Here is a 22151-nt window from a genome sequence, read left to right as displayed (position 1 = left end):
TTGAAAAATAAATTGTTGAATATAATAGAAGATATAAAGCCAAATTGCCATAAAAAAGTCCTAGCAAATTGCTAAGACTTAAGTTTATCTTCCCTTCGGTCTGTGCGAGATAAAATGAGATTTCAGTTTATCCAAGCCAATATCTTCTTCAGGCTTATCAATTTCATACAGCCAAACTTTCTCATTCAACATTTCCACGCGTTCCTTGGAGTTAATCAAATCCAACGGTTTCACACGAAACTCTTTGCTTATTGGTTGCGTTTGAGTTTGTGACAAACGGGAGTGACGGATAATTTGCAACTGAAAAGTTGGCCATTTTCCCACTGATGAAAAGTTTGCAGTATAAATTTGTGCATAATCATGTTTGGGTACAGAATTAGCAAAAACGCCCGTAGTTTTTGATCCTGTAACTTCAGATACAGAAACTAACAATTCGAATGAAGTCTCATTGATAATATAAAACTTAGCCAAACCATCCTTTTGCTCTCCTGCTACACCAATAAAAATACCTTTCGACACAAAAGGTAAATTCGTTTGTGCTGGCAAATCATCCAATTCATCTTCGATTGTGCGCATATTGCCATGCACTAAAGTTACCTTTGTACGCAATACGGGGATTTCGAAACCCGTATCGTCCGTTACACCAATTATATCTTTCGCTTGTATAGACGTTATATGTCCTTCAATGGGTTCATCTATAAAACGTACTAAATCTCCTATTTTCAAATTCATCTTATTTCTCTATTTTATCAATCACTTCCATTAACTTATCTACATCTTCTAATGTATTGTATAAATGTAATCCTATTCGAATGCCTTTGCCACGTGGAAAACATTTAATGCCACTCGCCATCAACAAATCATAATATTTTGGATCAAGTTGTATATTTATCAACGAAGATTTTATCTTTCTGTATTTTATCTCAGGCAAAAGTAACTCTCTTTCACCTAGTTTTTCATATGCATACGCACTGATTTCTTGCAAATGTTGTTGAATATTATCTAAACCTAAAAGCTTCAAAAACTGTATCGACTGTCCTAATGTACCATGACTCAAGGTATCTTGATGCCCTGGCTCTAAAAACGTATCCAATATGCTTTTACTCAACCACATCGCTTCTTTTGGTCTTTCCCCTTGCTGTGCGTCAGCATAAAGAAGCTCTTTCAATTGATTTGAAAGTATCAAATAACCATTTCCAAAGCCCGCCATCATCCATTTGTAGCCCGAACCTCCAATTGCGTCAAATCCTGAATTTTCAAAATCAAAGGGCTCTGTGCCTAAGTATTGCGTAGCATCACCGATGATAATTAGATTTGGGTATTTTGATTTCAAATATCGAATGAAGCTCAAATCAATTTTTAATCCATTGATATATTGCACAACACTTAAGAGCAACACATCCGCCTTATGTTTTTGAATACAATCTTCAATATTTACTTCCAGTTGAGCTTTTACAGTGATCTTGAAATAATCCAATTGACGACTTATCACCGGATAATTCAATGATGGATAATCCTCATCGAGGATGGCATATTTCAAACCTTTAGGCAACCCATTAATCAATGTATGTAATCCAAATGAAAAGTTCGGTAAGGCAAAAACATTCGAAACAGAACAATTAAATAACGCAGCAAATTCTGATTTTATGTTTGTGATAAATGCCCCTTGCTGGTCTCGCAGATCTCCCCCGACAGCAAAAAATTCTTGTTCTCTTCGACCGCGCCAAGCATAATGCGAACGCGGCATCAGCCCATTACCAGGTGTATTGAGATAAGTGATTTCACTCGAAATGTCGAAGAAGCTTTTGTAATCCATGCGCAGAATATTCTTGTTTACGTAGCAAATTATAAAATATTTTGGAATCGATAAGCTTCGCACCCATATATTCTAAATGTTCGGAATGAATCTGACAATCTACAAGCTCCAAATCGAATTGTTGACATAAAAATATTAAAGCTGCTTTAGATGCATTCGAAACTTTTGAAAACATACTTTCTCCACAAAAGATTTTTCCTACTAATACACCATACAATCCCCCCACCAACTCATTATTTTGCCAAACTTCAATACTATGTACAAACCCTTGATGATGCAAATTAATATAAGCCTCCTGCATATCATCGACTATCCACGTCCCGTCTTGATCCTTTCGATCTATGGATGCACAATTGTGAATAACTTGTGTAAATGATTGATTAAAGGTTATTTTAAAATTTCCCGTTTCCATGACTTTAGCCATAGATTTGCTAATCTTGATTTCTTCTGGGTATAGTACAAAACGCTCATGCGGCGCATACCACAATATAGGCGTATCTTCCGAATACCACGGAAATATACCATTTGCATAGCCAAGAAGTAAACGCTCCGTGCGCAAATCTCCCCCTACAGCCAAAAGTCCATCCACTTCAGCCAAATTGGGATCTGGAAATAAAATTTGTTGATCGTCTAATCGAAATATCATAATCAAAAAAGCCAGATTGTTTAATCTGGCTGTCTAGTTTCTTTGCTAATTTCTTCGAATATCTTATCCATATGCTCGACGTATTCATTCGTATCATCCAAGAAAAATTCCAGATGCGGAACAATTCTCGCTTGATTTTTTATACGTGCACCCAATTTATAGCGAATTTCGTTCGTTTTTGTTTTAATAGACGCAATTGATTCTTTAGCAGTATTTGTATTCAAGAAACTTAAAAAAACACGTGCAATAGCAAGATCGGGAGTTACACGTACTTTCGTGACGGTAATAAATGCTCCTGGCGCCCATGCCCCACCTTCACGCTGAAATAATTCAGCTAAATCTTGTTGTAAAACTCCTGCAAATCTTTGTTGTCTCTTACTTTCCGTTCCCATATGTTTCTCCTAATGGTTTAAAGTGTTTACACACATGTCTACAAATATAAGAATTTACCCTCGCTTATCCACATAAAAAAAGACTTGTCACAGGAACGGACAAGTCTACAATTAGTCTAAAATAGTTTTATAATTGGATAGAAAATATCTTTGAAGTTTTAAGACATCCTGGTCTATCATTAATCTTGTTTTTGGTTATTCACTCGTGAGTAAATACTCACAAAGTTTCATTCTTTCATCTCCCTTAGTCTTACAAACATAATGAGTTCAAATGGATTACAAAAGAAAAATTTAAAAAAAAGTAAGTGCTTACTTATTTAAATTTTAAATCTAGTATATCGATTGCGTTACCTTTTCCATATTCATTCGAATAAACCTTGATTAAAACGCCTACAGACGACAATATCAGCGGTCCAAAAATTAAACCCAACATGCCAAACATATTTAACCCCAACAAAACCCCAAATACAGTAATCAACGGAGGTACGTTTCCTAATGTTTTTAAAATGGTGAAACGCAAAATATTATCTATTCCTCCTACCAACAAAAAGCAATATAAAGTCAACCCAATGCCATTACCTAAAGAACTAGTAGCAAATACGGTGATGCATACCGGAATGTAAATTGTCATTGTACCTAAGACAGGAATAATGGATGATACCCCGGTCAATATACCTAAGAGGATAAAAGTCTCTACACCGAAAATCCAATACCCAAGCATAGCAACAAGTCCTTGACATAGTCCTAAAATCGGAATGCCAATAGCATTTGATCGTACCATCAAATCTACTTCAGCCCATATTTCATTTTTACTGGTATTCGAAAATGGTATAGCACGATCAATATATTGTTCCATTATACGACCATGCACCAACATAAAGTACAATACGAAGAGAGCGACTAATATATTTACTCCAACTTCCATTACAGAATTCAAGATACTCGGGATATACCGTGTCAATCTTTGTAGAAAATTTAGAAGTGCTTCATCGGACAAATCTATATCTTGCAGTAAAGGTTTATCAGCCATAAAAGATTTAACCTGATTAAACTGTAATACGATCTGATCCGTATTATTCAAAAAGCTTCTGACCTGAGGAATTAAATAATCTACAATAGCCCATATCGGCAATACAATGAAGACAATAGATATTAATATGTATACCACACTCGCTAATGATTTATTCCACTTCCGCTGTTCGGTGAGTTTGAAATACGAATTTCGATATAATATGTACAAAGTAATTGCGCCTAGAAAACCAGGTAAATAATACAGCAGATTTTTAAATATCAGTATACATATAAGCAGAATAATCAAAATCAGCATGATTTGATTAATAGGCGTATTATTGATTTGTTTATGTCTCATTAATTAATCTCTTTTACTTTTTTCACACTCCATACTATCACCAATGCACTTAATATAAGTACAGCCCATCCCCATTGTATATGTAATGTTTTTGCTAGTAAACCATCAACGAGTTTCATTCCGAAATAATTGTTGATCTTGAAATAAACAGCAATCAAACCTAGAATACTCCAAATCAAATAAACTATAGATGTGAAACGAAACAATGCTATTTTTCGTGACACGAAAAATAAAACATTAAATCCGAGTATCCCTAATGTGATTAAAAATAAGATGGTATCTGTTTCATAAAGATTCCAGTTACCTTTGAGAGGCACTTTTAGGAATGGACAGAATACAGTTGATAAAGCGCTCACGGCGATACCCAATAGTGCGATAGGTTTTCTTAGTATGTACATAATGGTAAAGGTAAATTTACAATTTTATATGCCCAAATATTTTAATTCCTATATTTGAACAAGGTATTTGAAAGCAAATTAATGTACTTACCTCACCCCAAATTATGATTGATATTACAAAATAGATTTTAATTATATGACATAGGTCATAATGACATTAAGTTTGATCTAAAACAAACTAATAATCAATCATTTAAAAATAAAAAACCCATTATTTAGAGTCTTTCTAAATTAATTGGTTTGACAGATTTTTGACAGAAGAACCAAGGTTTTAGGCTACATTTGCAACAGTTATTTGAGCTAGAAAGTTAAAGCGTTGAAGAATTTAAAAGTTATTGCATTCACACACAAACACGTTGACCTGAAAGATTTGGGTAATTTAGTTATCTGTAACGAAGAGTTAGATGCTAGATTAATCAATCTTAAAAATACCTTAGATATTCCAGAAGTATTCTATATAGCAACGTGTAATCGTGTGGAGTTTGTCTTTTATGGTGCCCATGAATTGACAGATGAGTTCATTGCAGAATTTATGCAAAAAATGAATTTCTGTGTTCCTGCAGATCGTCTTCATTGTTATTTAGGTCAAGTAACACGTTACACTGGACTAGAAGCTTTAAATCATCTGTTCCGCATGTCTTGCTCTTTAGAGAGTTTGGTTGTTGGGGAAAAAGAAATTTTAGCACAGGTTCGTCGTGCATACGAAAAATGTCGTGAAGCGGGTTTTACTGGTGATTTCCTTCGATTAATGATGGATAGACTGGTAAAAACAGCAAAAGAAGTTTACACTTATACAAACATTTCACGCAATCCCATCTCTGTAGTTTCGTTGGCTTACCGCAAGTTGAAAGAAATCAAATTAGCAGAAAATCCTAGAATTTTAGTAATCGGTTCTGGCGAAACAAACCAAAACTTTGCTCAATACCTTAAAAAACATAAACTTTCTAATTTCGTCGTTTTCAATCGCACGTTGGAAAATGCTAAAAAATTAGCTCAGGAGTTAAACTGTGAAGCTTATCCTTTGACTGAATTAGCGAATTACAAACAAGGTTTCGACGTAATGATTACCTGTACAGGTGCTGCAGGTTCAATAATTGACAATGATTTGTACCAAAGCTTATTAAATGGTGACACAGACAAAAAAGTCATTGTTGATTTAGCAATTCCAAATGATATTGATGCTGATGTTTTAGCTAAAAATTCTATTCACTACATCGAAGTACGTGGATTGCAAGCTATTGCCGAGAAGAATATCCAAGAGCGTTATAATGAATTAGAAAGTGCTGAAACCATCATTGAAGCGAATATTAAAGAATTTCTTCCTATTATCAAACAACGTCGCGTAGAAGTCGCTATGCGTCAGGTTCCCGATAAAATTAAAGAGATTCGTGCTATCGCAATGAATGAGGTTTTTGCGCAAGACTTAAACAATCTTGATCCCCAAGCGCGTGAGGTTTTGGAAAAAGTTATCAACTATATGGAAAAGAAATACATCAAAGTTCCAATGGTGATGGCAAAAGAAATTTTGGTAAAAAACACCGAATTCGAAAAGAACTAATTCCTTATCTTATTCCAAGCAAAAGATACTTTATTCTGACACTAAAAGGGTCATAAAGTGGTTCTATTTGGCTAAATTTGCAACGTTAATTGTTAACGTAAATTTGTGTCAGTGAATAGAAAATTAATTATCGGAACTAGAGGTAGTAAACTTGCGCTTTGGCAAGCCCACTTCGTACAAGATAGATTAGCAGAAATCGGTGTAGAAGCCGAATTAAAAATCATTAAAACGCAAGGCGATATTATCCAACATCTTCGTTTGGATAAATTAGAAGGCAAAGGATTTTTCACCAAAGAATTGGAAGAAGAATTACTTTCTGCTAAAATTGATCTTGCCGTTCACTCCCACAAAGACTTACCTACGGTTAATCCTCCAGGACTTATCATCGCTGCCGTATCGGAGCGTGAAGACCCTTCTGAAGTGATTATTATTCACAAAGATTGTGTGGATGTAACCAAACGCTTGTCATTAAAACACAATGCAAGTGTAGGTACTTCATCCAATAGACGTAAAGCGCAGCTGCTATCGGTACGTCCAGATTTAGAATTCACAGATTTACGTGGAAATTTACAAACACGTATTCAAAAACTTCGTGACGAACAATATGATGCGATTGTATTAGCTAAAGCTGGTGTTACGCGCATTGAAATGGATTTATCTGATTTTCATATTGAAGAAATTTCACCAGTTGAGATTATTCCTGCGCCAGCACAAGGTGTATTAGCTATTCAAATTCGTGAAACAGATCAAGATTTATTTAATTTATTACAAAAAATAAACTGCGAAGCTGTTGCCAAAACTATTGCCGTTGAGCGTAAAGTTTTAAACATGTTTGATGCGGGTTGCCACGCTCCTCTTGGCTCTTACTGTCGCGAGCGCAATGGTAAATTCGAATCGTGGACTTCTATCGCAGAGGATAATGAAGATTTTCCAGATAGATTGTACTTAGAGTCAGATACGACTGAAGGTATGGCACAACGAATTTTCGAAAAATTCAATAAAGATCGCAAAATGCCTTCTTCTGTTTTTATCTCAAGAGATTTGGATGAAAACTCCTATTTGGCAAAATGGTTAGCGAAACACAATATTTCTGTAGACGCGAGATCTTTGATTAAAATATTTCCAACGATCAACACTCTAGATTCGTTTATTCTAAAAAAGGCAGATTGGATTTTCTTTAACAGTAAAAATGCAATTGAGCATTTCTTCAAATTGAATCCAGTTATTTTGAAGAAAACAAAAATTGGTGTTTTAGGAAGAGGCTCAGAGTCGACATTACGCAAATTTGGTCGTGTAGCAGATTTCTCAGGTGATGATTTGGGCATTAGTACCGAAGAAATTGCAAAAGAGTTTGCTAAAGTTGTGGATGGACAAACGGTGTTTATTCCTCGTGCGAAAGATTCGTTAATGAGTATTCAAAAAGCATTAACAGAAAACACGACAGTCATTGATATGCCTATTTATGAAACGGTTTTGGAAGAAAATGTGGACAAATCAAATGCTGATGTGTTGATTTTCACAAGCCCAAGTAATGTGCAAGCATACTTTGCAGAAAATTTAGCTGAACCAGATCAACAAATCATCTGCATTGGTTACTCTACTGCTAAAGCAATCGAAGAAATGGGATTGAAATATTCACTTCCTTTTTCTCCTGATGAAATGGGCTTAACTGAAGCAATTTTTGGATTGGAATACAAATAAAATAGTATAACAAGCCATTTCTTAGAAATGGCTTTCATATAAAACATATACCATGTTACAACGTCCTAGAAGAAACAGAAAATCAGCAGTCATTCGTGACATGATTCAAGAGACACACTTGTCCGCTGCCAATCTTATATTCCCTTTATTTATCGTGGATGGCGAAAATCAAAAAGAGGAAGTTAAATCCATGCCAGGAATTTTTCGTTATTCAATCGACAACTTACTACGTGAAGTAGAAAGCTGTATGAACTTGGGGTTGAAAGCTTTTGATTTGTTTCCTGCGGTAGAAGAAGCATTGAAAGATAAATACGCAACAGAAAGTTACCGCGAAGGAACGTTGTATTTGCGTGCAATTGATGCTGTAAAGAAAAACTTCCCAGAAGCATGTGTAATTACAGATGTTGCAATGGACCCATATAGCTCGGATGGTCACGATGGTATTGTAGAAAATGGCGAAATCTTAAACGATGAAACGCTAGAGGTTTTAGGAAAAATGGCTTTGGCTCATGCAAAAGCAGGTGCGGATATTATTGCACCATCGGATATGATGGACGGACGTATTGGTTATTTACGTACTGTTTTGGATGATAATGGCTTTACCAATGTATCGTTGATGTCGTATACCGCTAAATACGCTTCTGCTTATTACGGTCCTTTCCGTGATGCTCTAGGTTCAGCACCTAAAAAAGGTGACAAAAAATCCTACCAAATGAATCCAGCTAACAGCAGGGAAGCATTAATCGAAGCGCAATTGGATATGGAAGAAGGTGCTGACTTCTTAATGGTAAAACCAGGTCTTCCGTATTTGGATGTGATTAAATTATTACACGATAATTTTGATTTACCTATCGCAGCATACAACGTTTCAGGTGAATACGCTATGCTAAAAGCGGCTATTGCAAATGGCTGGTTGTCTGAAGCAGTAATTATGGAAACGTTATTAAGTTTCCGCCGTGCAGGGGCTACCTCTATCTTAACCTACCACGCAAAAGAAGTATTGGAAAAAGGTTGGTTAAAGTAAAATTTATATAACACTTCATCTAGACCTCAAGAATCTTATGATATCTTCCTGAGGTCTAGATGACAATATAAGACAAAGGCTCAAGAAATTTTTGAGCCTTTATTAATTAAAAATCCTTTTATTTAAAATTTAGATAACTTTGGGAAATTTTTTTAACGACAAGAAGTCTCCTTTAAATACATTTAATTCATACAATTGATTTTCTTTAGTCATTATTAAGGATATTAATACCAGTACACCATCCAAATCAATATATTCAGCCTCAACAATTACTCCTCCATATGACTGTTCACAATCATATAAAAATTTTAAACTTCCCATTCCTCCATCATTCATATCTTCTACAAAAAAGCTATCTAAATATGAAGTAAAATGTTTTTTAATTCAGCACCTTCCAACAGGAAGGATATAAGAGCAATTTCATCTGTTCTCAGTTTACGACTCATAATTAACATTTCCTGACTTGGTCATGAACATAATTTACATATAAATCTCTAACTTCGCAAGACTATTGAAATAAGCACATGAAAGCACAAGATATATCTAGAGAAAAGTCAGCTGAACTTTTCGAAAAAGCAAAAAACTATTTTCCGGGGGGGGTAAATTCACCCGTTCGCGCATTCAAATCGGTATATGGCACGCCATTATTTATCGAAAGAGGCGACAAAGCACATCTTTGGGATGCCGATGGAAATGAGTTTATAGATTTTTGTTGTTCTTGGGGGCCGCTTATATTGGGTCACAACAATCCTGAAATCCGTGAAGCTGTACAAGCGCAATTGGGTAAAGGTTTGAGTTTTGGTGCGCCTACTGCATTAGAAAATGAGTTAGCCGAATTGATTATTTCCAACAACAAATATGTGGAGAAAATCCGTTTTGTAAGTTCGGGTACAGAAGCGGTTATGTCAGCAATTCGTTTAGCTAGAGGCTATACAAGACGTGATAAGATCGTCAAATTCGAAGGCTGTTATCATGGACACTCGGATTCTTTACTGGTAAAAGCTGGTTCGGGATTAGTAACTTTTGGAGAAACATCTTCGGCAGGTGTTCCTAAAGCGTTTGCAGATGAAACTATCGTAATCGGCTTAAATGACAAAGCAGCTCTAGAACAAGTTTTCGTGGATTTCAAAGATCAAATCGCAGCTGTTATTATTGAAGGTGTACCTGCGAATAATGGCTTGTTGATTCAAGATAAAGATTACGTACAGTTCTTACGAAAAATTACAAAAGCTAACGGGTCTCTATTGATTTTTGATGAAGTTATCACAGGTTTCCGTTTAGGATTTGAAGGAGCTGCAGCATATTACGATATTCAGCCTGATATTTTGACGTATGGTAAAATCATAGGTGGCGGTATGCCTGTTGGAGCTTATGGTGCGTCGGCAGAAATCATGGGGCATATTTCACCAGATGGTGGGGTTTATCAAGCGGGGACTTTGTCTGGTAATCCAGTAGCAATGGCTGCAGGTATTGCAGCATTAAGTATTCTAGCACAACCTGGATTCTACGAAAAACAAGAGCAAACAACATCAGCTTTCGTCGAAGAAATCCGTGCTTTCATAGAAGAGAACAAACTTGAGGTGAAGATTTTCACAATTGGCTCTATTTTTTGGTTTGCATTCACTTCGCAAGAAGCTATTAAATCGGCTGATCAAATTGATCCTAATTCAATGATTAAATATAAAATCATGCACCGTGGATTGTTGAATAGAGGAATTTACTTTGGTCCATCGGGTTATGAAGTAGGTTTTATTTCTTCTGCTCATACGCAAGAAGATTTGTCAACAGCAATTTCAGCTATTAAGGAAGCTCTTTTAGTCGCTTTCGCATAAAACTTTTGAGGTGATGGTTTGTTGTAATTAGTATTGATTACAATAAACCATTTTCTCATGAAAAATATTATATCAAAAAATCTTATTTTAACCGCTACTTGTGGATTATTCCTTACTTTTTCGTGTAATTCACCCAATAATTCAAACACGAATTCAACACAAGACTCTTTAACATATGCAGATACCGCAATAGCGATTGAAGTCACACCATTACCACATGCGAAAGAATTTCCAGGTGCGACTTTAACGGTTTCTTCATTATCGTCAGAAAAATTAGGAAATGATTCCGCTAAAGTTACGATCAAATATGCAGTAAATAACTTTAATTTAACAGATCAAACAGACCATGTCCACCATATGGCAAATTCGGCTGAAGGACAACATATCCATTTCATTCTGAACAATGCACCATATGTGGCTTTGTATAAACCTGAACATACGTTTAATGTGCCGATTAACTCTGAGCATTATTTGCAATCATTTTTATCTCGTTCCTTTCACGAGTCAATAAAGACCACTGACGCATCTAAATTGATCAAATTTAAAGTTAATTCGGACGGCAAGGTTGAAGAACAAAATGTACCGACAGAACCATCTTTATTCTACAGCCGACCTAAAGGAGATTACAAAGGTGACGATACGAATTCTGTTTTGTTAGATTTTTTTGTAGTCAACACAGATATTTCGCCTGAAGGAAACAAAGTTAAAGCTGTAATAAATGGTCAAGAATTTATGTTGGATAGATGGATTCCTTACGAAATTACAAATTTGCCTAATGGTGAAACAACAATCCAACTGACATTAGTAGATAAAGATGGGTCGGCTTTGACTGGGGATAATGTTACTATTGAGAGAAAAAGTAATTTCATAAAATAATGTAAGATTAAAATAATAACGTTCTACATTAAACTATTATTGAAATTCGAGGTCACACTTAAAAACTAGTATTAATTATTTTAACTTCAATACACATGAAACGCATACTAATTGCATTAGCTATTGCTAGCGCATCCCTAGCCACACTAAGTTCCTGCACAAAAGAATATATAACTAATGCTCTACCAGGAGTAAGTTATGTGTACACTATCAAATCTAATCAATGGGTTCAGACAGAGCCTAAGGCATATAGGTTTGAACAAAATGTTGCAGATTTAGACCAAAGATATTTTGAGGATGGTCATGTAAGCGTGGCGATTTCATACGACAACAATCAAACAACATATGAGCTATTACCTGCCACTATTGGTAATTATATATTTACAGCAAATTATTCAATTGGTAAAGTGAGAATATATGCCGAATATCGAGGCGCAGGATCTCCTATTCCTCCTGACAATATGATCACAAAAATTGTCTTAACAGATAATGAAATTGGAAATTAATAACATAAAAGAGAGGTCATAACACCTCTCTTTCTGTTAAAGAAAACTATCCAATTTACTAAGGTCAATTCCAAAACTTACAGCCAAACCTCTAGACTGTAAATTTGTACGACCACATCCAATCCCGGTCAATGGTATTTGCATAAACGGTCGTATTCCTATACTCATTTTGTTATTTATTTTTCAATCAAAAGAAACGGAGAAATCTGCTACACCAAAATAATGTTGATTCTTCCCTTTCAAAGTGTAACTGGTATTGTAAGACTTATACCCTTCACCAGTATAAGTGAAATCGTATTTTTCTTTCAGCATAATGTAACTTGACAAACCTGTACTCGCTGTTATCGTATATGATTTAGCTTGAAAAATTTTATGATTAACCAAAATAGGCACTGATAACACATCACAGACCGCCGATACATCCGTCGGAGTATGGCTTCCTTTATAAGGATTTTCAGGTTTATAAAAACTATATGACGATTCATATTTTTTCGTGAATACAATACACCTGTACTCATACTTAATCTGTTAGTAATCGGCTGAGTATACAATAATCCTATATTTCACTCAATTTCTGTTGTCCAACACCTTTCACCTCTGTCAAATCTAAAGCTGTCTCCTATTTATCGTAGGGGGATGGAGTTTTCATCGCATGCTCAGTCCAATATTTTTAATGTTAAAAATGGACAAATCACCTTTTTTAGTAGCACCCCAATCGAAAATATTCAAGCCAAAACTCAAAAAGTAGCTTCTGCTATTAATTTAGACAACGGTGATATCATTTTCAAAGTAAAGATTAACACTTTTGAATTTGCCAAGAAACTTATGCAAGAGCATTTTAATGAGAATTATATGGAAAGTGATAAATATCCGTTTGCGGAATTCAAAGGAAAGATTTTAAATCCCCAACAGATTAAAGGAAATGGTACGTATAATGTAGATGTTTCAGGAAAATTACTTATTCATGGTATAACCAAAGACTATATTACCAAAGCTACTATTGTCCTTAATAACAATCAGCTCTCTACTATTTCAAACTTTGATATAAAGTTAGTAGACCATAATATCAAAGTTCCATCCATTGTTGGTAAAAATATAGCCGAAGTAATCCAAGTTAAGATTGCAGCTCAATTCAACAAAGTAGAAGTGAACTAACATTATAAAATAATAGAAATGAATAAAATAACCAATTATATACTTCTTTTACTATTTGTTTTACCACTAGCAAGTTTTGCTCAGGAATCATTAGAAAATTTAGTAACAGTAGCGGATGAGACAGAGAAAGTGTCCGCAACATTCAAATCCGGAAAGTTGATAAATATTCAAACTATCGAAACCATACACAAAAAAGAATTAGATTTTAGGGTTGATCACCGATTTGGTGATATCGCGGGCAAAGGTGGAGGTGCTAGTCAATTTTTTGGGTTGGATCATGCTTCAGATATCCGTATTGGTTTTGATTATGGAATTAGTGATAATTTAAATATTGGAATTGCACGTGCAAAAGGAGCTTCAGAATTAACACAATTGTTCGAAACGATTGTGAAATACAAATTTTTAGAACAAATAAACGATACCTGTAAGTGTAGCTTTTTTGGGAAGTTCGACCACTTCCGCTATAGACAAATCAGATCACCCAACTGCTGCGAGCAGTTTCACCAAATTTTGAGATAGATTGTCACATGCGAATCAATTGATCATAGCCCGGAAATTTAGTTCAGCATTTTCATTAGTGGTGGCTCCGAGCTACATCCATCAAAACTACACCGCTTTTGGTGATCAAAATACAACCTTTGCTCTCGTTGTCGGAGGACGATTAAAATTCACGAAAAGAATGGCCCTCATAGCAGACTATGTTGATCCTTTTCGGAATAAAGAAAAGAAAGATTATATCGAAAATATCAGCGGAAATAAATTCTACAATGCATTGGGTGTAGGCTTAGAGATAGAAACTGGAGGTCACGTTTTTCATCTAAATTTCACCAATGCAAATGCTGTACAAGAATCGCAATACATTACTGAAACGACTAGTAGTTGGACAAAAGGTCAATTCATATGGGGATTTAGCATTGCGAGAAGATTTTCATTTGATAAGCACAAGGAATAATAATCTATTAGCGGATATCATATAGCATACATACTCTTAAAATAATTAACTTACTTTTATTGGAAAATGATTTTCCAAGTTTGACTTTTATTAAATATCAACAAACAATTATTTTGTAAGTTTCAACAGTGTTAATAATTATACCTTAATAAAAACATTATATCACCTTAGTTACGTATCAAAAATATGACAGACTAGATCACCTACAATTAAGTATATTTAATCCATCTATTCACATCTTGATGATTAAAGACTTAAAAACACTAGACTGTGAAGAGGAACAGATTCATTTATGTGGAAGAATCCAAAATTTTGGCTACCTCGTAGTTTTTAATTTAATAGGTGAGTGCATTGCTATCAGTGAAAATTGCAACGAATGGTTACCAATTGGGATAACTAGCGCAATAAATATTCATATTAATGAATTATTAAAACACATAGATGGCGATACGAAAATTGATAACACGCAAATTCCATATTTAGAAGATAATCCTTACACAAAACAAGTAATTGTAAACGACCAATGCTACCATATCACAGTATATGCCTTTCAAGAACATATATTCGTGGAGCTGGAAAAAAATGAAAGTATAGTTATTGCTTTAAATCAGCTGAATGATTTTCAACTGAATTTTGAAAGAAGTGATAATGTCTGGCAGGCGCTGTGCGAGAATATTTCAAAGATAATTGATTTTGATCGTGTAATGGTCTATCAATTTTTAGAGGATAATAGTGGAATTGTAGTTGCAGAGAAGAAAAAATTAAAAGAAGATTCTATTCTCGGCTACCGCTATCCTGAATTTGACATACCGCAACAAGCTAGGCAACTATACCTTAAAAATTTATCAAGACAAACTTCCGATGTACAGGCGAAGACAATACCACTTTACGGACTTTCTGCTCATAGTATAGACCTATCAAAATCTCAAGTCCGCGCACTGTCGCCCGTACATTTACAGTATTTAAATAATTTTGGAGTACGCGCGAGCGCAAGTTTTTCCATTATTATTGATAATAAATTATGGGGATTGGTCGCCTGCCAGAACATTGCACCTAAATACATTCCTTACGATAAACGGAGTTTAGGACTTTTTGTAACGCATTATGCAGCTAATAAATATTTGGTAGAAAGACAGCGCATCCAAATAAAACAAGATCAAATTATCAGTGAAATCGAATTAGAATTAAAAGAAAAACTGTTTTATAATCAATCTTTCGAAAAAACTCTAGGCGAATTTGCACTTCAGTTTATGCGCACGCTTTCGGCGACAGGATTAATAATAAAATCTCCTGACCATATTTTACGATTTGGAGAAACACCAAATGAATATATTCTGGAAGATATTCACACGCACATTAATGAGGAAATAAATTCCGAAAACATTTATACTGCGCATAACTTCACCTTATCGAATGATAAAAAAATTGATAATAGCTCATGGACTGGTATTGCACGATTAAGTTGTGATAAAGACCACGAATTTGTTATTTATTGGTTCAGAAAAGAAATTCTCATTGAAGAAAAATGGGCTGGAGTACCTGAAAAACATCAAATATTTTCAGAAGAAAAAAATGCTTATCTCTATTCTCCTAGAACTTCTTTCCAGCTATGGAAAAAAGATGTCAAAGGTCAATCTGAGAAATGGTCAAAATTTGATCACGATTTTCTGATGCGCATTCAAAAGTTGATTCAAGAATCAATGTTGCGCAAAATGAATGAGGTCAAACGCCTTAATGAGCAGTTGATAGAAGCGAATAATAAGCTTGAAACTTATACACATGAATTGTCTCACGATCTGAAAAATCCGCTGTCAACAATTATGACAGCTGCACAATTCATGTATTCACGGGATCAGTTGTCCAAGGAAATCATCAATAAATTTGCGAAGAATATACACGAAGCAGCGCATTTGATAAACGAAATTATAGACAAGACTATTGAATCTACTAAAACTTCAATACACATCTTACCTTTCGAGACAGTTTCAACTGAGACTTTCATTAATCAGATAATTCACCAGGCTATCCAAACGCATAAAGTTCAAAATTTTGAAATCATATTAGGTGATCTTCACCCCATATATGGGGAAAAAACATTGCTGTATCAGCTATTTATGAATCTAATTAACAATGCTGTAAAATTCAGTAGTAAAAAAAATATAACTACAATTGAAGTATATAGTGTTATTGAAAATAATAAGCTGATATATATTATAAAAGATAATGGGATCGGCATCGATGAATCCGAAAAACAATATGTCTTTAGCATCTTTAAACGTTTAGCAAATGCAAGCCAGTTTGAAGGAACTGGCGTTGGGATGGCTATTGTAAAACGAATTGTAGACAGACTTCATGCGACTATTAGCTTTGAAAGTATTGTCGGAGAAGGAACTACATTTAAATTAATTTTTCCAAATGAATAATACGCTTCTAAAAACGGAGACTCAAGATTTACACGATAAAATAGAGGATGTAATGCATTCAAAGCTATTATTTTCAAATCAGTTTACCACAGCACATTACCATAACTTTATTCTTAAATCATACAATTATATAGCTGGAATTCTTCCAAAAGTTAGTTTAGATTGGCCAGAATTTGAAATCATTTTGGAACAGAAACTATCTGCGCTGTATTCTGATATAAAGCATTTATCAACTATCAAAAACAATTTATCACCTGTAGTTATTAATAATACGAATCGCCACTACAAGTTGGGTTTGATCTATATTGTATTGGGTGCTATGTTAGGAAATAAGATGATACTAAAAAAGCTACATGAATATGATACATTTGAGGGTTTTCCTTTTGCATACCTATCCCAACATCAAGAAGAGCTTTCTGCAATATGGAAAGAATTTCAGGCACTGATTAATGGATTAGAAGAATTCGAACTTCAAAAAGTCATTCAAGGTGCGAGAGATGGATATCTATTATTTGGGGAATAACAGAAGGAAAAATACTCAAGATATAAGTATTTATTACATTCATCTCGTGTCAAAAACCTTAATCATCCGATTTAATACGTAAGATTTATAACTTTTCAGATTTATCCCCATTCAAATAATTTTTTGGCACATCTATTGAATAAACATAATCGAACTACAAACATAAATTCATCAGATTATGAAAACAATTGAACAAAAAGCAGCAGAATTAGGACTAGAAAAAGGTTATTATTTACTTTTATTAGCAATCATAGGAAACAACGTTGAATAATACCAATGCATTTATCTACAAACATCTTAAATACATAAAACGCCTGCAAATTACAATTCGCAGGCGTCTTTAGTTGATAGCAAAATGCTATTAACTCAATAAATTCTTCGCGTGAGCTAATGCCGCTTCTCCTGGATTCGCTCCGCTAAGCATTTGTGCAACCTCTACAATACGTTCATCCGCATTCATCAATACAATATTCGAACGCGTTTTATCATTTTTGTCCTCTTTGTAAACTTTGAAATGTGAGGTTCCCTTTGAAGCAATCTGTGGCAAATGCGTAATCGCCAACACCTGCATATTATTCGCTAAATCATGCATCACCTCTCCCACTCGCAGTGCTACCTCCCCTGAAATTCCTGTATCAATCTCATCAAAAATAATCGTTGGCAAAGCTGAATTCTGTGCGACCAAAGATTTAATGGCAAGCATCACACGTGATAATTCACCTCCGGAAGCAACTTTATGAATTGGTTGCAAAGCTTGCCCTTTATTTGCGGAGAAAAGAAATTGAACGCTGTCCATACCTCTATTGGAAGCTTTATCTAACGATTGTAAGGTTAAGGAAACTTCGAGTTTAGCATTAGCCATTCCTACATGTGCCAGAGTCTTTTGAACTGACTCTTCTACTTTAGCCTTTATTTCTTTACGCTTTTTGTGAAGGTTTGCACCCAATTGTGAAACTTTTGCCTCCTGATTTTTCTTATCCCCCTCTAGTTTCGCTAAGATATCATCGTGATTTAAGGCAACCTGGAGTTTTTCTTCCAATTCAGTTCGTAATTGGATAAGTTCCGTTTCAGATTCAAAGCGATGTTTTTTCAATAAACTGTAGATATCACTCAAACGTGAATTCACTTCATCCAAACGCTTTTCATCCAAATTGACAGAAGCTTCCTGATGTGCAATTTCTGATGACACATCCTTGATTTCTATATAGGCACTGTTCAATCGATTTGCCAACTCTTCGGCATCTGCAAAATACCGAGAAGCCTGTTGAATTTGTTGTATACTTTCCTTTAATAAGGTCAATGCATTTTGTTCGCCGTCCGCCAACAAATGCGTAGAAGCCAACAACGCGCGCTTGATTTCCTCTGCATTCTCTAATTGACTTTGCTCCTCTTCTAATTCCTTGAGTTCCCCCTCGCGCACATTCAGTTTTTCCAATTCATCAAATAGAAATTGATTATAATCCAATTCAGCATTGGCCGTGCGAGATTCTTCTTTAAGCGTTTTTAACTTTTTATCGAGCTGACGCAATTGTTGAAGTTCTTGTCGAAACTCTTCAAGTAAAATTTCATTCCCTGCAATGGAATCAAGCACAAACAGTTGAAATTCTTCAGTATTGATTTGTAAAGTCGCATGTTGCGAGTGAATGTCTATTAATCTTTCACCCAGAGCCTTCAATGTTGCTAAGTTTACTGGTGAATCATTAACAAAAGCACGTGATTTGCCATCTAACGATATTTCACGACGAATAATCGTTTCGTCTTCGTAATCTAAATCATATTCTTCAAAAAATCCTTTCAGATCATACGATGATATAGAAAAATAACCCTCAATAACACATTTCTTGGAATCATCAAAAAACTGTTTGCCCTCCGCTCTATTTCCCAAAACCAAGCCCAAAGCACCCATCAGGATAGATTTACCAGCTCCTGTTTCCCCAGTAATAATATTCAATCCCTTATCAAAAGCGATATCCAAATTATCAATCAAAGCGTAGTTTTTTATGAGTAATCGTGATAGCATATTCTATAAATTGATGTAATGTGTATCGAAATTTCAATGTCAAATATAGGGATAAGATTTAGGTTTGAGAACCATAAAAAATTCACTTTTTAGGATTTAAATAATATGTTTGTAGTGATATGCCAGATTTCAGCAAACAATTGAGTAAGTACATTCCTGCAGAAGCTGCACCTATTATTTCGCAGTGGATTAACGATTCTGCTTGTCGATTTAAGGTAACCAAAAGTCGTGCATCAAAATTAGGCGATTACCGTGCTCCATTTCGTGGAAGCTCCCATCAAATCACGGTCAATCATGACCTTAATCCATATGCTTTTCTGATGACAACTGTACATGAATTTGCGCATTTGAAAACGTATCAAGAATATAAAAGCCGAGTAAAACCCCACGGAGAGGAATGGAAAAACAACTTTAAAGCGCTTATTCAACCCTTTTTGAAATTGAACATTTTTCCTGTTGATGTTGTCATCGCAATTAATAATTACATGAACAATCCTGCGGCATCTTCTTGCACGGATTTGAATCTCTATCGTGTACTAAAACAATATGATAAGAAGGTGTCTGAACTAACTCATGTTGAAGAATTACCCGAACAGTCAATTTTTCAAATGAAAAATGGAAGAACTTTTCAAAAACTAGAAAAACTTCGTAAAAGATACAAGTGTTTGGAGATTTCCACACAAAAAATCTATCTATTTCACCCAATTGCCGAGGTCATTCCTGTCAAAGATTAGATACAAAAGTCTATCTTTCTTTTTAAATCGTATTTTTATTGATTCAACACATAAGAATTATGAATAAAACTTTTCTATTTTCCTGTGCATTGAGTATAGGGCTATTTTCCTGTACTGAACAAGCTTCGAACTTTGATGCTACAGCATTAGACAGCACAGCACTTGAAGCTATTACAGAAGAATCCTACAAAGCCCACGTAGCTCAACTCGCTTCTGATGATTTCTTAGGTCGAAAGCCTTTTACCAAAGGTGATACATTAACTGTCAATTATATTGAAGAACAATTTAAGGCAATAGGACTTGAGCCAGGGAATGGCGATTCATACTTTCAAGAGGTACCAATGGTTGAAATCACATCAAAACCTGTCGAGCCTAATTTAACTTTCAAAGGCAAAAACGGTTCTATTTCTGTAAAATCATTGGATGATTTTGTTATTGGCACGCGTAAACTCAAGGAAAATACTTTAGTGGAAGATACTGAACTTATTTTTGCAGGATTCGGTATTGTCGCACCAGAATATAATTGGAACGATTACGAAGGATTGGATGTAAATGGCAAAACTGTCGTAGTAATGGTTAGCGACCCAGGGCGATACGATAAAAACCTTTTCAAAGCCGATACGATGACCTACTATGGGAGATGGCGTTATAAATTTGAAGAAGCAGGTCGTCAAGGCGCAACCGGAATTTTATTAATTCATGAAACTGGCGCAGCAAGTTATGGTTGGGATGTTGTTCGTTCAGGATGGTCGGGACCGCAATTGGAATTAACAACCAACAATCCTGACGAGTTACCCGAATTCGAAGGCTGGGTTTCTACACCTACCGCCGAAAAATTATTTAAACTCGCTGGTCTTAACGCAGACTTAATGGAAGCTGCTAAAAAGCCTGGCTTCAAGGCAGTACCGATGAATATCAGCACGAAAGTAGAATTAAAAAATGCTTTTAGACATTCCAAGTCAAACAATGTAATCGCGAAAATATCAGGCACGAAACGTGCTGACGAAACAATTATTTACACGGCACATTGGGATCATTTGGGTATCGGTGAACCAGTAAATGGTGATTCGATTTACAATGGTGCCATTGACAATGCAGCTGGTGTAGCGGCATTATTTGAAATAGGAAAAGCTTTCAAAGCTGCAAAACATCAACCCGAACGTACTATTGTATTTATTGCGTTGACCGCTGAAGAAGAAGGTTTATTGGGTTCATCTTATTACGCGAACAATCCGATTTATCCGTTAAACAAAACAGTAGCTAACTTAAATATGGATGCGTTTAATCCATTAGGTGCGACAAAAGATGTATCGATAGTGGGTATTGGACAAACAGAGATTGAAGATTACGTAGAGCGTTCGGCTGCTAAATTCGGAAGAACAGTAGTTGGTGAGAAAAATCCGACATCTGGAGGCTTTTACCGCTCTGATCACTTCAATTTTGTGAAGAAAGGTGTACCAGGATTGTTTATGGGTTCAGGTTCAGAATTAATTTCGACAGACTCTGTAGCAAACGAGAAGCGTAAAGAAGCACTAGCTAATAGATACCACAAACCGCAAGATGAATTGGATGAAAATTGGGATTTCGGGGGAATTTTGGCTGATATTCGTCTTTTCTTTGATATCGGATATGTAATGAGTCAAGAAAAAACATTCCCACAATTCAAGGCTAAATCTGAATTTAGAGAATTAGGCGAAAAACGACTTTCAAAATAGTACTTTTGTAGGAAATAGAAAAAAATTAAAACTTTAAACATATGTTAACAGGCATGAAACATTTACACTCGACTTTAGCTGTCATTCTTTTATTGGCTTTAGTTATTTCAATTGTCATTACAGCGGTGAACTATTTCAAAGCAAATCCATATAACCGTAAAATTGCTTTAATCGGGTTTATCTCTGCACACTTGCAATTACTTATTGGTTTGATTATTTACTTCGTGTCTCCACTTGGCATCAAAAGTTTCTCTGGAGAGAATATGAGCAACAGCTTATCAAGATTATATTTCTTGGAGCATCCGTTGATAATGATTATTGCAATTGTATTAATCACGGTTGGTTACATCAAAGCGAAGAAAGCAACATTAGATTATGCAGCAAACAAAACAGTGTTTATCACTTACACGATTGCATTGATCTTGATTCTTACCAGAATTCCTTGGTCGACTTGGTCGATTTTGAACTAAAAATATTGAAGGCTCATTTTTCTCAAAATGAGCCTTTTTAT

The 22151-nt window shown here is 35.1% G+C and carries 24 protein-coding genes; 14 read left to right on the top strand and 10 right to left on the bottom strand.

The window, feature by feature from the left end:
* Window positions 1-84: 84 nt before the first annotated feature.
* From FLS47_RS17460 to FLS47_RS17435, 6 genes are all read right to left on the bottom strand, one after another.
* On the bottom strand, window positions 85-732 hold the full coding sequence (locus tag FLS47_RS17460; RefSeq protein WP_149915604.1) for a hypothetical protein: 648 nt from the start codon (window positions 730-732) through the stop codon (window positions 85-87).
* A gap of 1 nt (window position 733) precedes the next feature.
* Window positions 734-1816: an aminotransferase class V-fold PLP-dependent enzyme gene (locus FLS47_RS17455; protein WP_149915603.1), complete on the bottom strand. Its 1083-nt coding sequence runs from the start codon at window positions 1814-1816 to the stop codon at window positions 734-736.
* Window positions 1782-2462: a leucyl/phenylalanyl-tRNA--protein transferase gene (gene aat, locus FLS47_RS17450; RefSeq protein ID WP_149915602.1), complete on the bottom strand. Its 681-nt coding sequence runs from the start codon at window positions 2460-2462 to the stop codon at window positions 1782-1784. The genes FLS47_RS17455 and aat overlap by 35 nt, the downstream gene beginning before the upstream one ends.
* 20 nt (window positions 2463-2482) lie before the next feature.
* Complete coding sequence (gene rbfA, locus FLS47_RS17445) at window positions 2483-2854, bottom strand: 30S ribosome-binding factor RbfA (protein WP_149915601.1); 372 nt, start codon at window positions 2852-2854, stop codon at window positions 2483-2485.
* Window positions 2855-3167: 313 nt separating this feature from the next.
* Window positions 3168-4223, bottom strand: coding sequence for an AI-2E family transporter (locus tag FLS47_RS17440; protein ID WP_149915600.1), 1056 nt, complete (start codon window positions 4221-4223; stop codon window positions 3168-3170).
* Window positions 4223-4621 (bottom strand): hypothetical protein, encoded by a 399-nt coding sequence (locus FLS47_RS17435; RefSeq protein ID WP_149915599.1) that lies wholly within the window; start codon window positions 4619-4621, stop codon window positions 4223-4225. The genes FLS47_RS17440 and FLS47_RS17435 overlap by 1 nt, the downstream gene beginning before the upstream one ends.
* A gap of 316 nt (window positions 4622-4937) precedes the next feature.
* Here FLS47_RS17435 and hemA point away from each other — a divergent pair, with 316 nt between their 5' ends.
* From hemA to hemB, 3 genes are all read left to right on the top strand, one after another.
* Window positions 4938-6179 carry a glutamyl-tRNA reductase gene (gene hemA, locus FLS47_RS17430; protein WP_149915598.1) on the top strand — a complete coding sequence of 414 codons (1242 nt, stop codon included), beginning with the start codon at window positions 4938-4940 and terminating at the stop codon, window positions 6177-6179.
* 111 nt (window positions 6180-6290) lie between these two features.
* The gene (hemC, locus tag FLS47_RS17425; protein ID WP_149915597.1) at window positions 6291-7880 is read left to right on the top strand and encodes a hydroxymethylbilane synthase; all 1590 of its coding nucleotides are present in this window, start codon (window positions 6291-6293) and stop codon (window positions 7878-7880) included.
* A 52-nt stretch (window positions 7881-7932) separates the two neighbouring features.
* Entirely contained in the window at window positions 7933-8904 is a 972-nt protein-coding gene (gene hemB / locus FLS47_RS17420; protein ID WP_149915596.1) for a porphobilinogen synthase, read from the top strand.
* Window positions 8905-9033: 129 nt separating this feature from the next.
* Here the strand turns inward: hemB and FLS47_RS17415 are convergent, their stop codons facing one another.
* Complete coding sequence (locus tag FLS47_RS17415; protein WP_394349539.1) at window positions 9034-9288, bottom strand: DUF6984 family protein; 255 nt, start codon at window positions 9286-9288, stop codon at window positions 9034-9036.
* A gap of 140 nt (window positions 9289-9428) precedes the next feature.
* Here FLS47_RS17415 and hemL point away from each other — a divergent pair, with 140 nt between their 5' ends.
* The 3 genes from hemL to FLS47_RS17400 all read left to right on the top strand — a co-directional run bounded on the left by hemL (window position 9429) and on the right by FLS47_RS17400 (window position 12118).
* Window positions 9429-10736 (top strand): glutamate-1-semialdehyde 2,1-aminomutase, encoded by a 1308-nt coding sequence (gene hemL / locus FLS47_RS17410; protein WP_149915594.1) that lies wholly within the window; start codon window positions 9429-9431, stop codon window positions 10734-10736.
* A gap of 57 nt (window positions 10737-10793) precedes the next feature.
* Entirely contained in the window at window positions 10794-11612 is an 819-nt protein-coding gene (locus FLS47_RS17405; RefSeq protein WP_223225407.1) for a hypothetical protein, read from the top strand.
* A 95-nt stretch (window positions 11613-11707) separates the two neighbouring features.
* Window positions 11708-12118, top strand: coding sequence for a hypothetical protein (locus FLS47_RS17400; protein WP_149915593.1), 411 nt, complete (start codon window positions 11708-11710; stop codon window positions 12116-12118).
* 36 nt (window positions 12119-12154) lie between these two features.
* Here FLS47_RS17400 and FLS47_RS18850 read toward each other — a convergent pair whose 3' ends face one another.
* Both FLS47_RS18850 and FLS47_RS18845 read right to left on the bottom strand, forming a co-directional pair.
* Window positions 12155-12286 carry a hypothetical protein gene (locus FLS47_RS18850; protein ID WP_262713895.1) on the bottom strand — a complete coding sequence of 44 codons (132 nt, stop codon included), beginning with the start codon at window positions 12284-12286 and terminating at the stop codon, window positions 12155-12157.
* A gap of 15 nt (window positions 12287-12301) precedes the next feature.
* Entirely contained in the window at window positions 12302-12430 is a 129-nt protein-coding gene (locus tag FLS47_RS18845) for a hypothetical protein (RefSeq protein WP_262713894.1), read from the bottom strand.
* 324 nt (window positions 12431-12754) lie between these two features.
* On the opposite strand from FLS47_RS18845, the gene FLS47_RS17390 reads away from it, so the two are divergent.
* From FLS47_RS17390 to FLS47_RS17375, 5 genes are all read left to right on the top strand, one after another.
* Window positions 12755-13273 (top strand): YceI family protein, encoded by a 519-nt coding sequence (locus FLS47_RS17390; protein ID WP_149915591.1) that lies wholly within the window; start codon window positions 12755-12757, stop codon window positions 13271-13273.
* A gap of 18 nt (window positions 13274-13291) precedes the next feature.
* Complete coding sequence (locus tag FLS47_RS18840) at window positions 13292-13792, top strand: DUF5777 family beta-barrel protein (RefSeq protein WP_262713893.1); 501 nt, start codon at window positions 13292-13294, stop codon at window positions 13790-13792.
* Between the two features lies 1 nt (window position 13793).
* Entirely contained in the window at window positions 13794-14225 is a 432-nt protein-coding gene (locus tag FLS47_RS18835) for a DUF5777 family beta-barrel protein (protein ID WP_262713892.1), read from the top strand.
* A gap of 242 nt (window positions 14226-14467) precedes the next feature.
* Window positions 14468-16648, top strand: coding sequence for an ATP-binding protein (locus tag FLS47_RS17380; protein ID WP_149915590.1), 2181 nt, complete (start codon window positions 14468-14470; stop codon window positions 16646-16648).
* Entirely contained in the window at window positions 16641-17171 is a 531-nt protein-coding gene (locus tag FLS47_RS17375) for a biliverdin-producing heme oxygenase (RefSeq protein ID WP_149915589.1), read from the top strand. Before FLS47_RS17380 ends, FLS47_RS17375 begins: the two co-directional genes overlap by 8 nt.
* Before the next feature lie 361 nt (window positions 17172-17532).
* Here FLS47_RS17375 and recN read toward each other — a convergent pair whose 3' ends face one another.
* On the bottom strand, window positions 17533-19191 hold the full coding sequence (gene recN, locus FLS47_RS17370; protein WP_149915588.1) for a DNA repair protein RecN: 1659 nt from the start codon (window positions 19189-19191) through the stop codon (window positions 17533-17535).
* Window positions 19192-19310: 119 nt separating this feature from the next.
* On the opposite strand from recN, the gene FLS47_RS17365 reads away from it, so the two are divergent.
* The 3 genes from FLS47_RS17365 to FLS47_RS17355 are packed head-to-tail and all read left to right on the top strand — an operon-like array spanning window position 19311 to window position 22110.
* Window positions 19311-19925 (top strand): SprT family zinc-dependent metalloprotease, encoded by a 615-nt coding sequence (locus FLS47_RS17365; RefSeq protein ID WP_149915587.1) that lies wholly within the window; start codon window positions 19311-19313, stop codon window positions 19923-19925.
* A 59-nt stretch (window positions 19926-19984) separates the two neighbouring features.
* Window positions 19985-21640: a M28 family metallopeptidase gene (locus tag FLS47_RS17360; RefSeq protein WP_149915586.1), complete on the top strand. Its 1656-nt coding sequence runs from the start codon at window positions 19985-19987 to the stop codon at window positions 21638-21640.
* A 53-nt stretch (window positions 21641-21693) separates the two neighbouring features.
* Window positions 21694-22110, top strand: coding sequence for a hypothetical protein (locus tag FLS47_RS17355; protein ID WP_149915585.1), 417 nt, complete (start codon window positions 21694-21696; stop codon window positions 22108-22110).
* Window positions 22111-22151: the final 41 nt, after the last annotated feature.

It is taken from the genome of Sphingobacterium cavernae (assembly GCF_008520265.1).
GTDB lineage: Bacteria > Bacteroidota > Bacteroidia > Sphingobacteriales > Sphingobacteriaceae > Sphingobacterium > Sphingobacterium cavernae.
The sequence above is the reverse complement of the archived record's forward strand: the minus strand, read 5'-3'. Positions and strand labels throughout refer to the sequence as shown.

What these genes read in the sequence shown, in the direction of transcription:
- FLS47_RS17435 (WP_149915599.1), bottom strand. Translation starts at nt 4,621, where the DNA reads ATGTACATACTAAGAAAACCTATCGCACTATTGGGTATCGCCGTGAGC.
- aat (WP_149915602.1), bottom strand. Translation starts at nt 2,462, where the DNA reads ATGATATTTCGATTAGACGATCAACAAATTTTATTTCCAGATCCCAAT.
- FLS47_RS17390 (WP_149915591.1), top strand. Translation starts at nt 12,755, where the DNA reads ATGGAGTTTTCATCGCATGCTCAGTCCAATATTTTTAATGTTAAAAAT.
- FLS47_RS17355 (WP_149915585.1), top strand. Translation starts at nt 21,694, where the DNA reads ATGAAACATTTACACTCGACTTTAGCTGTCATTCTTTTATTGGCTTTA.
- FLS47_RS17405 (WP_223225407.1), top strand. Translation starts at nt 10,794, where the DNA reads ATGAAAAATATTATATCAAAAAATCTTATTTTAACCGCTACTTGTGGA.
- hemB (WP_149915596.1), top strand. Translation starts at nt 7,933, where the DNA reads ATGTTACAACGTCCTAGAAGAAACAGAAAATCAGCAGTCATTCGTGAC.
- FLS47_RS17455 (WP_149915603.1), bottom strand. Translation starts at nt 1,816, where the DNA reads ATGGATTACAAAAGCTTCTTCGACATTTCGAGTGAAATCACTTATCTC.
- FLS47_RS17380 (WP_149915590.1), top strand. Translation starts at nt 14,468, where the DNA reads ATGATTAAAGACTTAAAAACACTAGACTGTGAAGAGGAACAGATTCAT.
- rbfA (WP_149915601.1), bottom strand. Translation starts at nt 2,854, where the DNA reads ATGGGAACGGAAAGTAAGAGACAACAAAGATTTGCAGGAGTTTTACAA.
- recN (WP_149915588.1), bottom strand. Translation starts at nt 19,191, where the DNA reads ATGCTATCACGATTACTCATAAAAAACTACGCTTTGATTGATAATTTG.
- FLS47_RS18850 (WP_262713895.1), bottom strand. Translation starts at nt 12,286, where the DNA reads ATGAGTATAGGAATACGACCGTTTATGCAAATACCATTGACCGGGATT.
- FLS47_RS17460 (WP_149915604.1), bottom strand. Translation starts at nt 732, where the DNA reads ATGAATTTGAAAATAGGAGATTTAGTACGTTTTATAGATGAACCCATT.
- FLS47_RS18840 (WP_262713893.1), top strand. Translation starts at nt 13,292, where the DNA reads ATGAATAAAATAACCAATTATATACTTCTTTTACTATTTGTTTTACCA.
- hemL (WP_149915594.1), top strand. Translation starts at nt 9,429, where the DNA reads ATGAAAGCACAAGATATATCTAGAGAAAAGTCAGCTGAACTTTTCGAA.
- FLS47_RS17400 (WP_149915593.1), top strand. Translation starts at nt 11,708, where the DNA reads ATGAAACGCATACTAATTGCATTAGCTATTGCTAGCGCATCCCTAGCC.
- FLS47_RS18845 (WP_262713894.1), bottom strand. Translation starts at nt 12,430, where the DNA reads ATGCTGAAAGAAAAATACGATTTCACTTATACTGGTGAAGGGTATAAG.
- FLS47_RS17440 (WP_149915600.1), bottom strand. Translation starts at nt 4,223, where the DNA reads ATGAGACATAAACAAATCAATAATACGCCTATTAATCAAATCATGCTG.
- FLS47_RS17360 (WP_149915586.1), top strand. Translation starts at nt 19,985, where the DNA reads ATGAATAAAACTTTTCTATTTTCCTGTGCATTGAGTATAGGGCTATTT.
- FLS47_RS17365 (WP_149915587.1), top strand. Translation starts at nt 19,311, where the DNA reads ATGCCAGATTTCAGCAAACAATTGAGTAAGTACATTCCTGCAGAAGCT.
- FLS47_RS17375 (WP_149915589.1), top strand. Translation starts at nt 16,641, where the DNA reads ATGAATAATACGCTTCTAAAAACGGAGACTCAAGATTTACACGATAAA.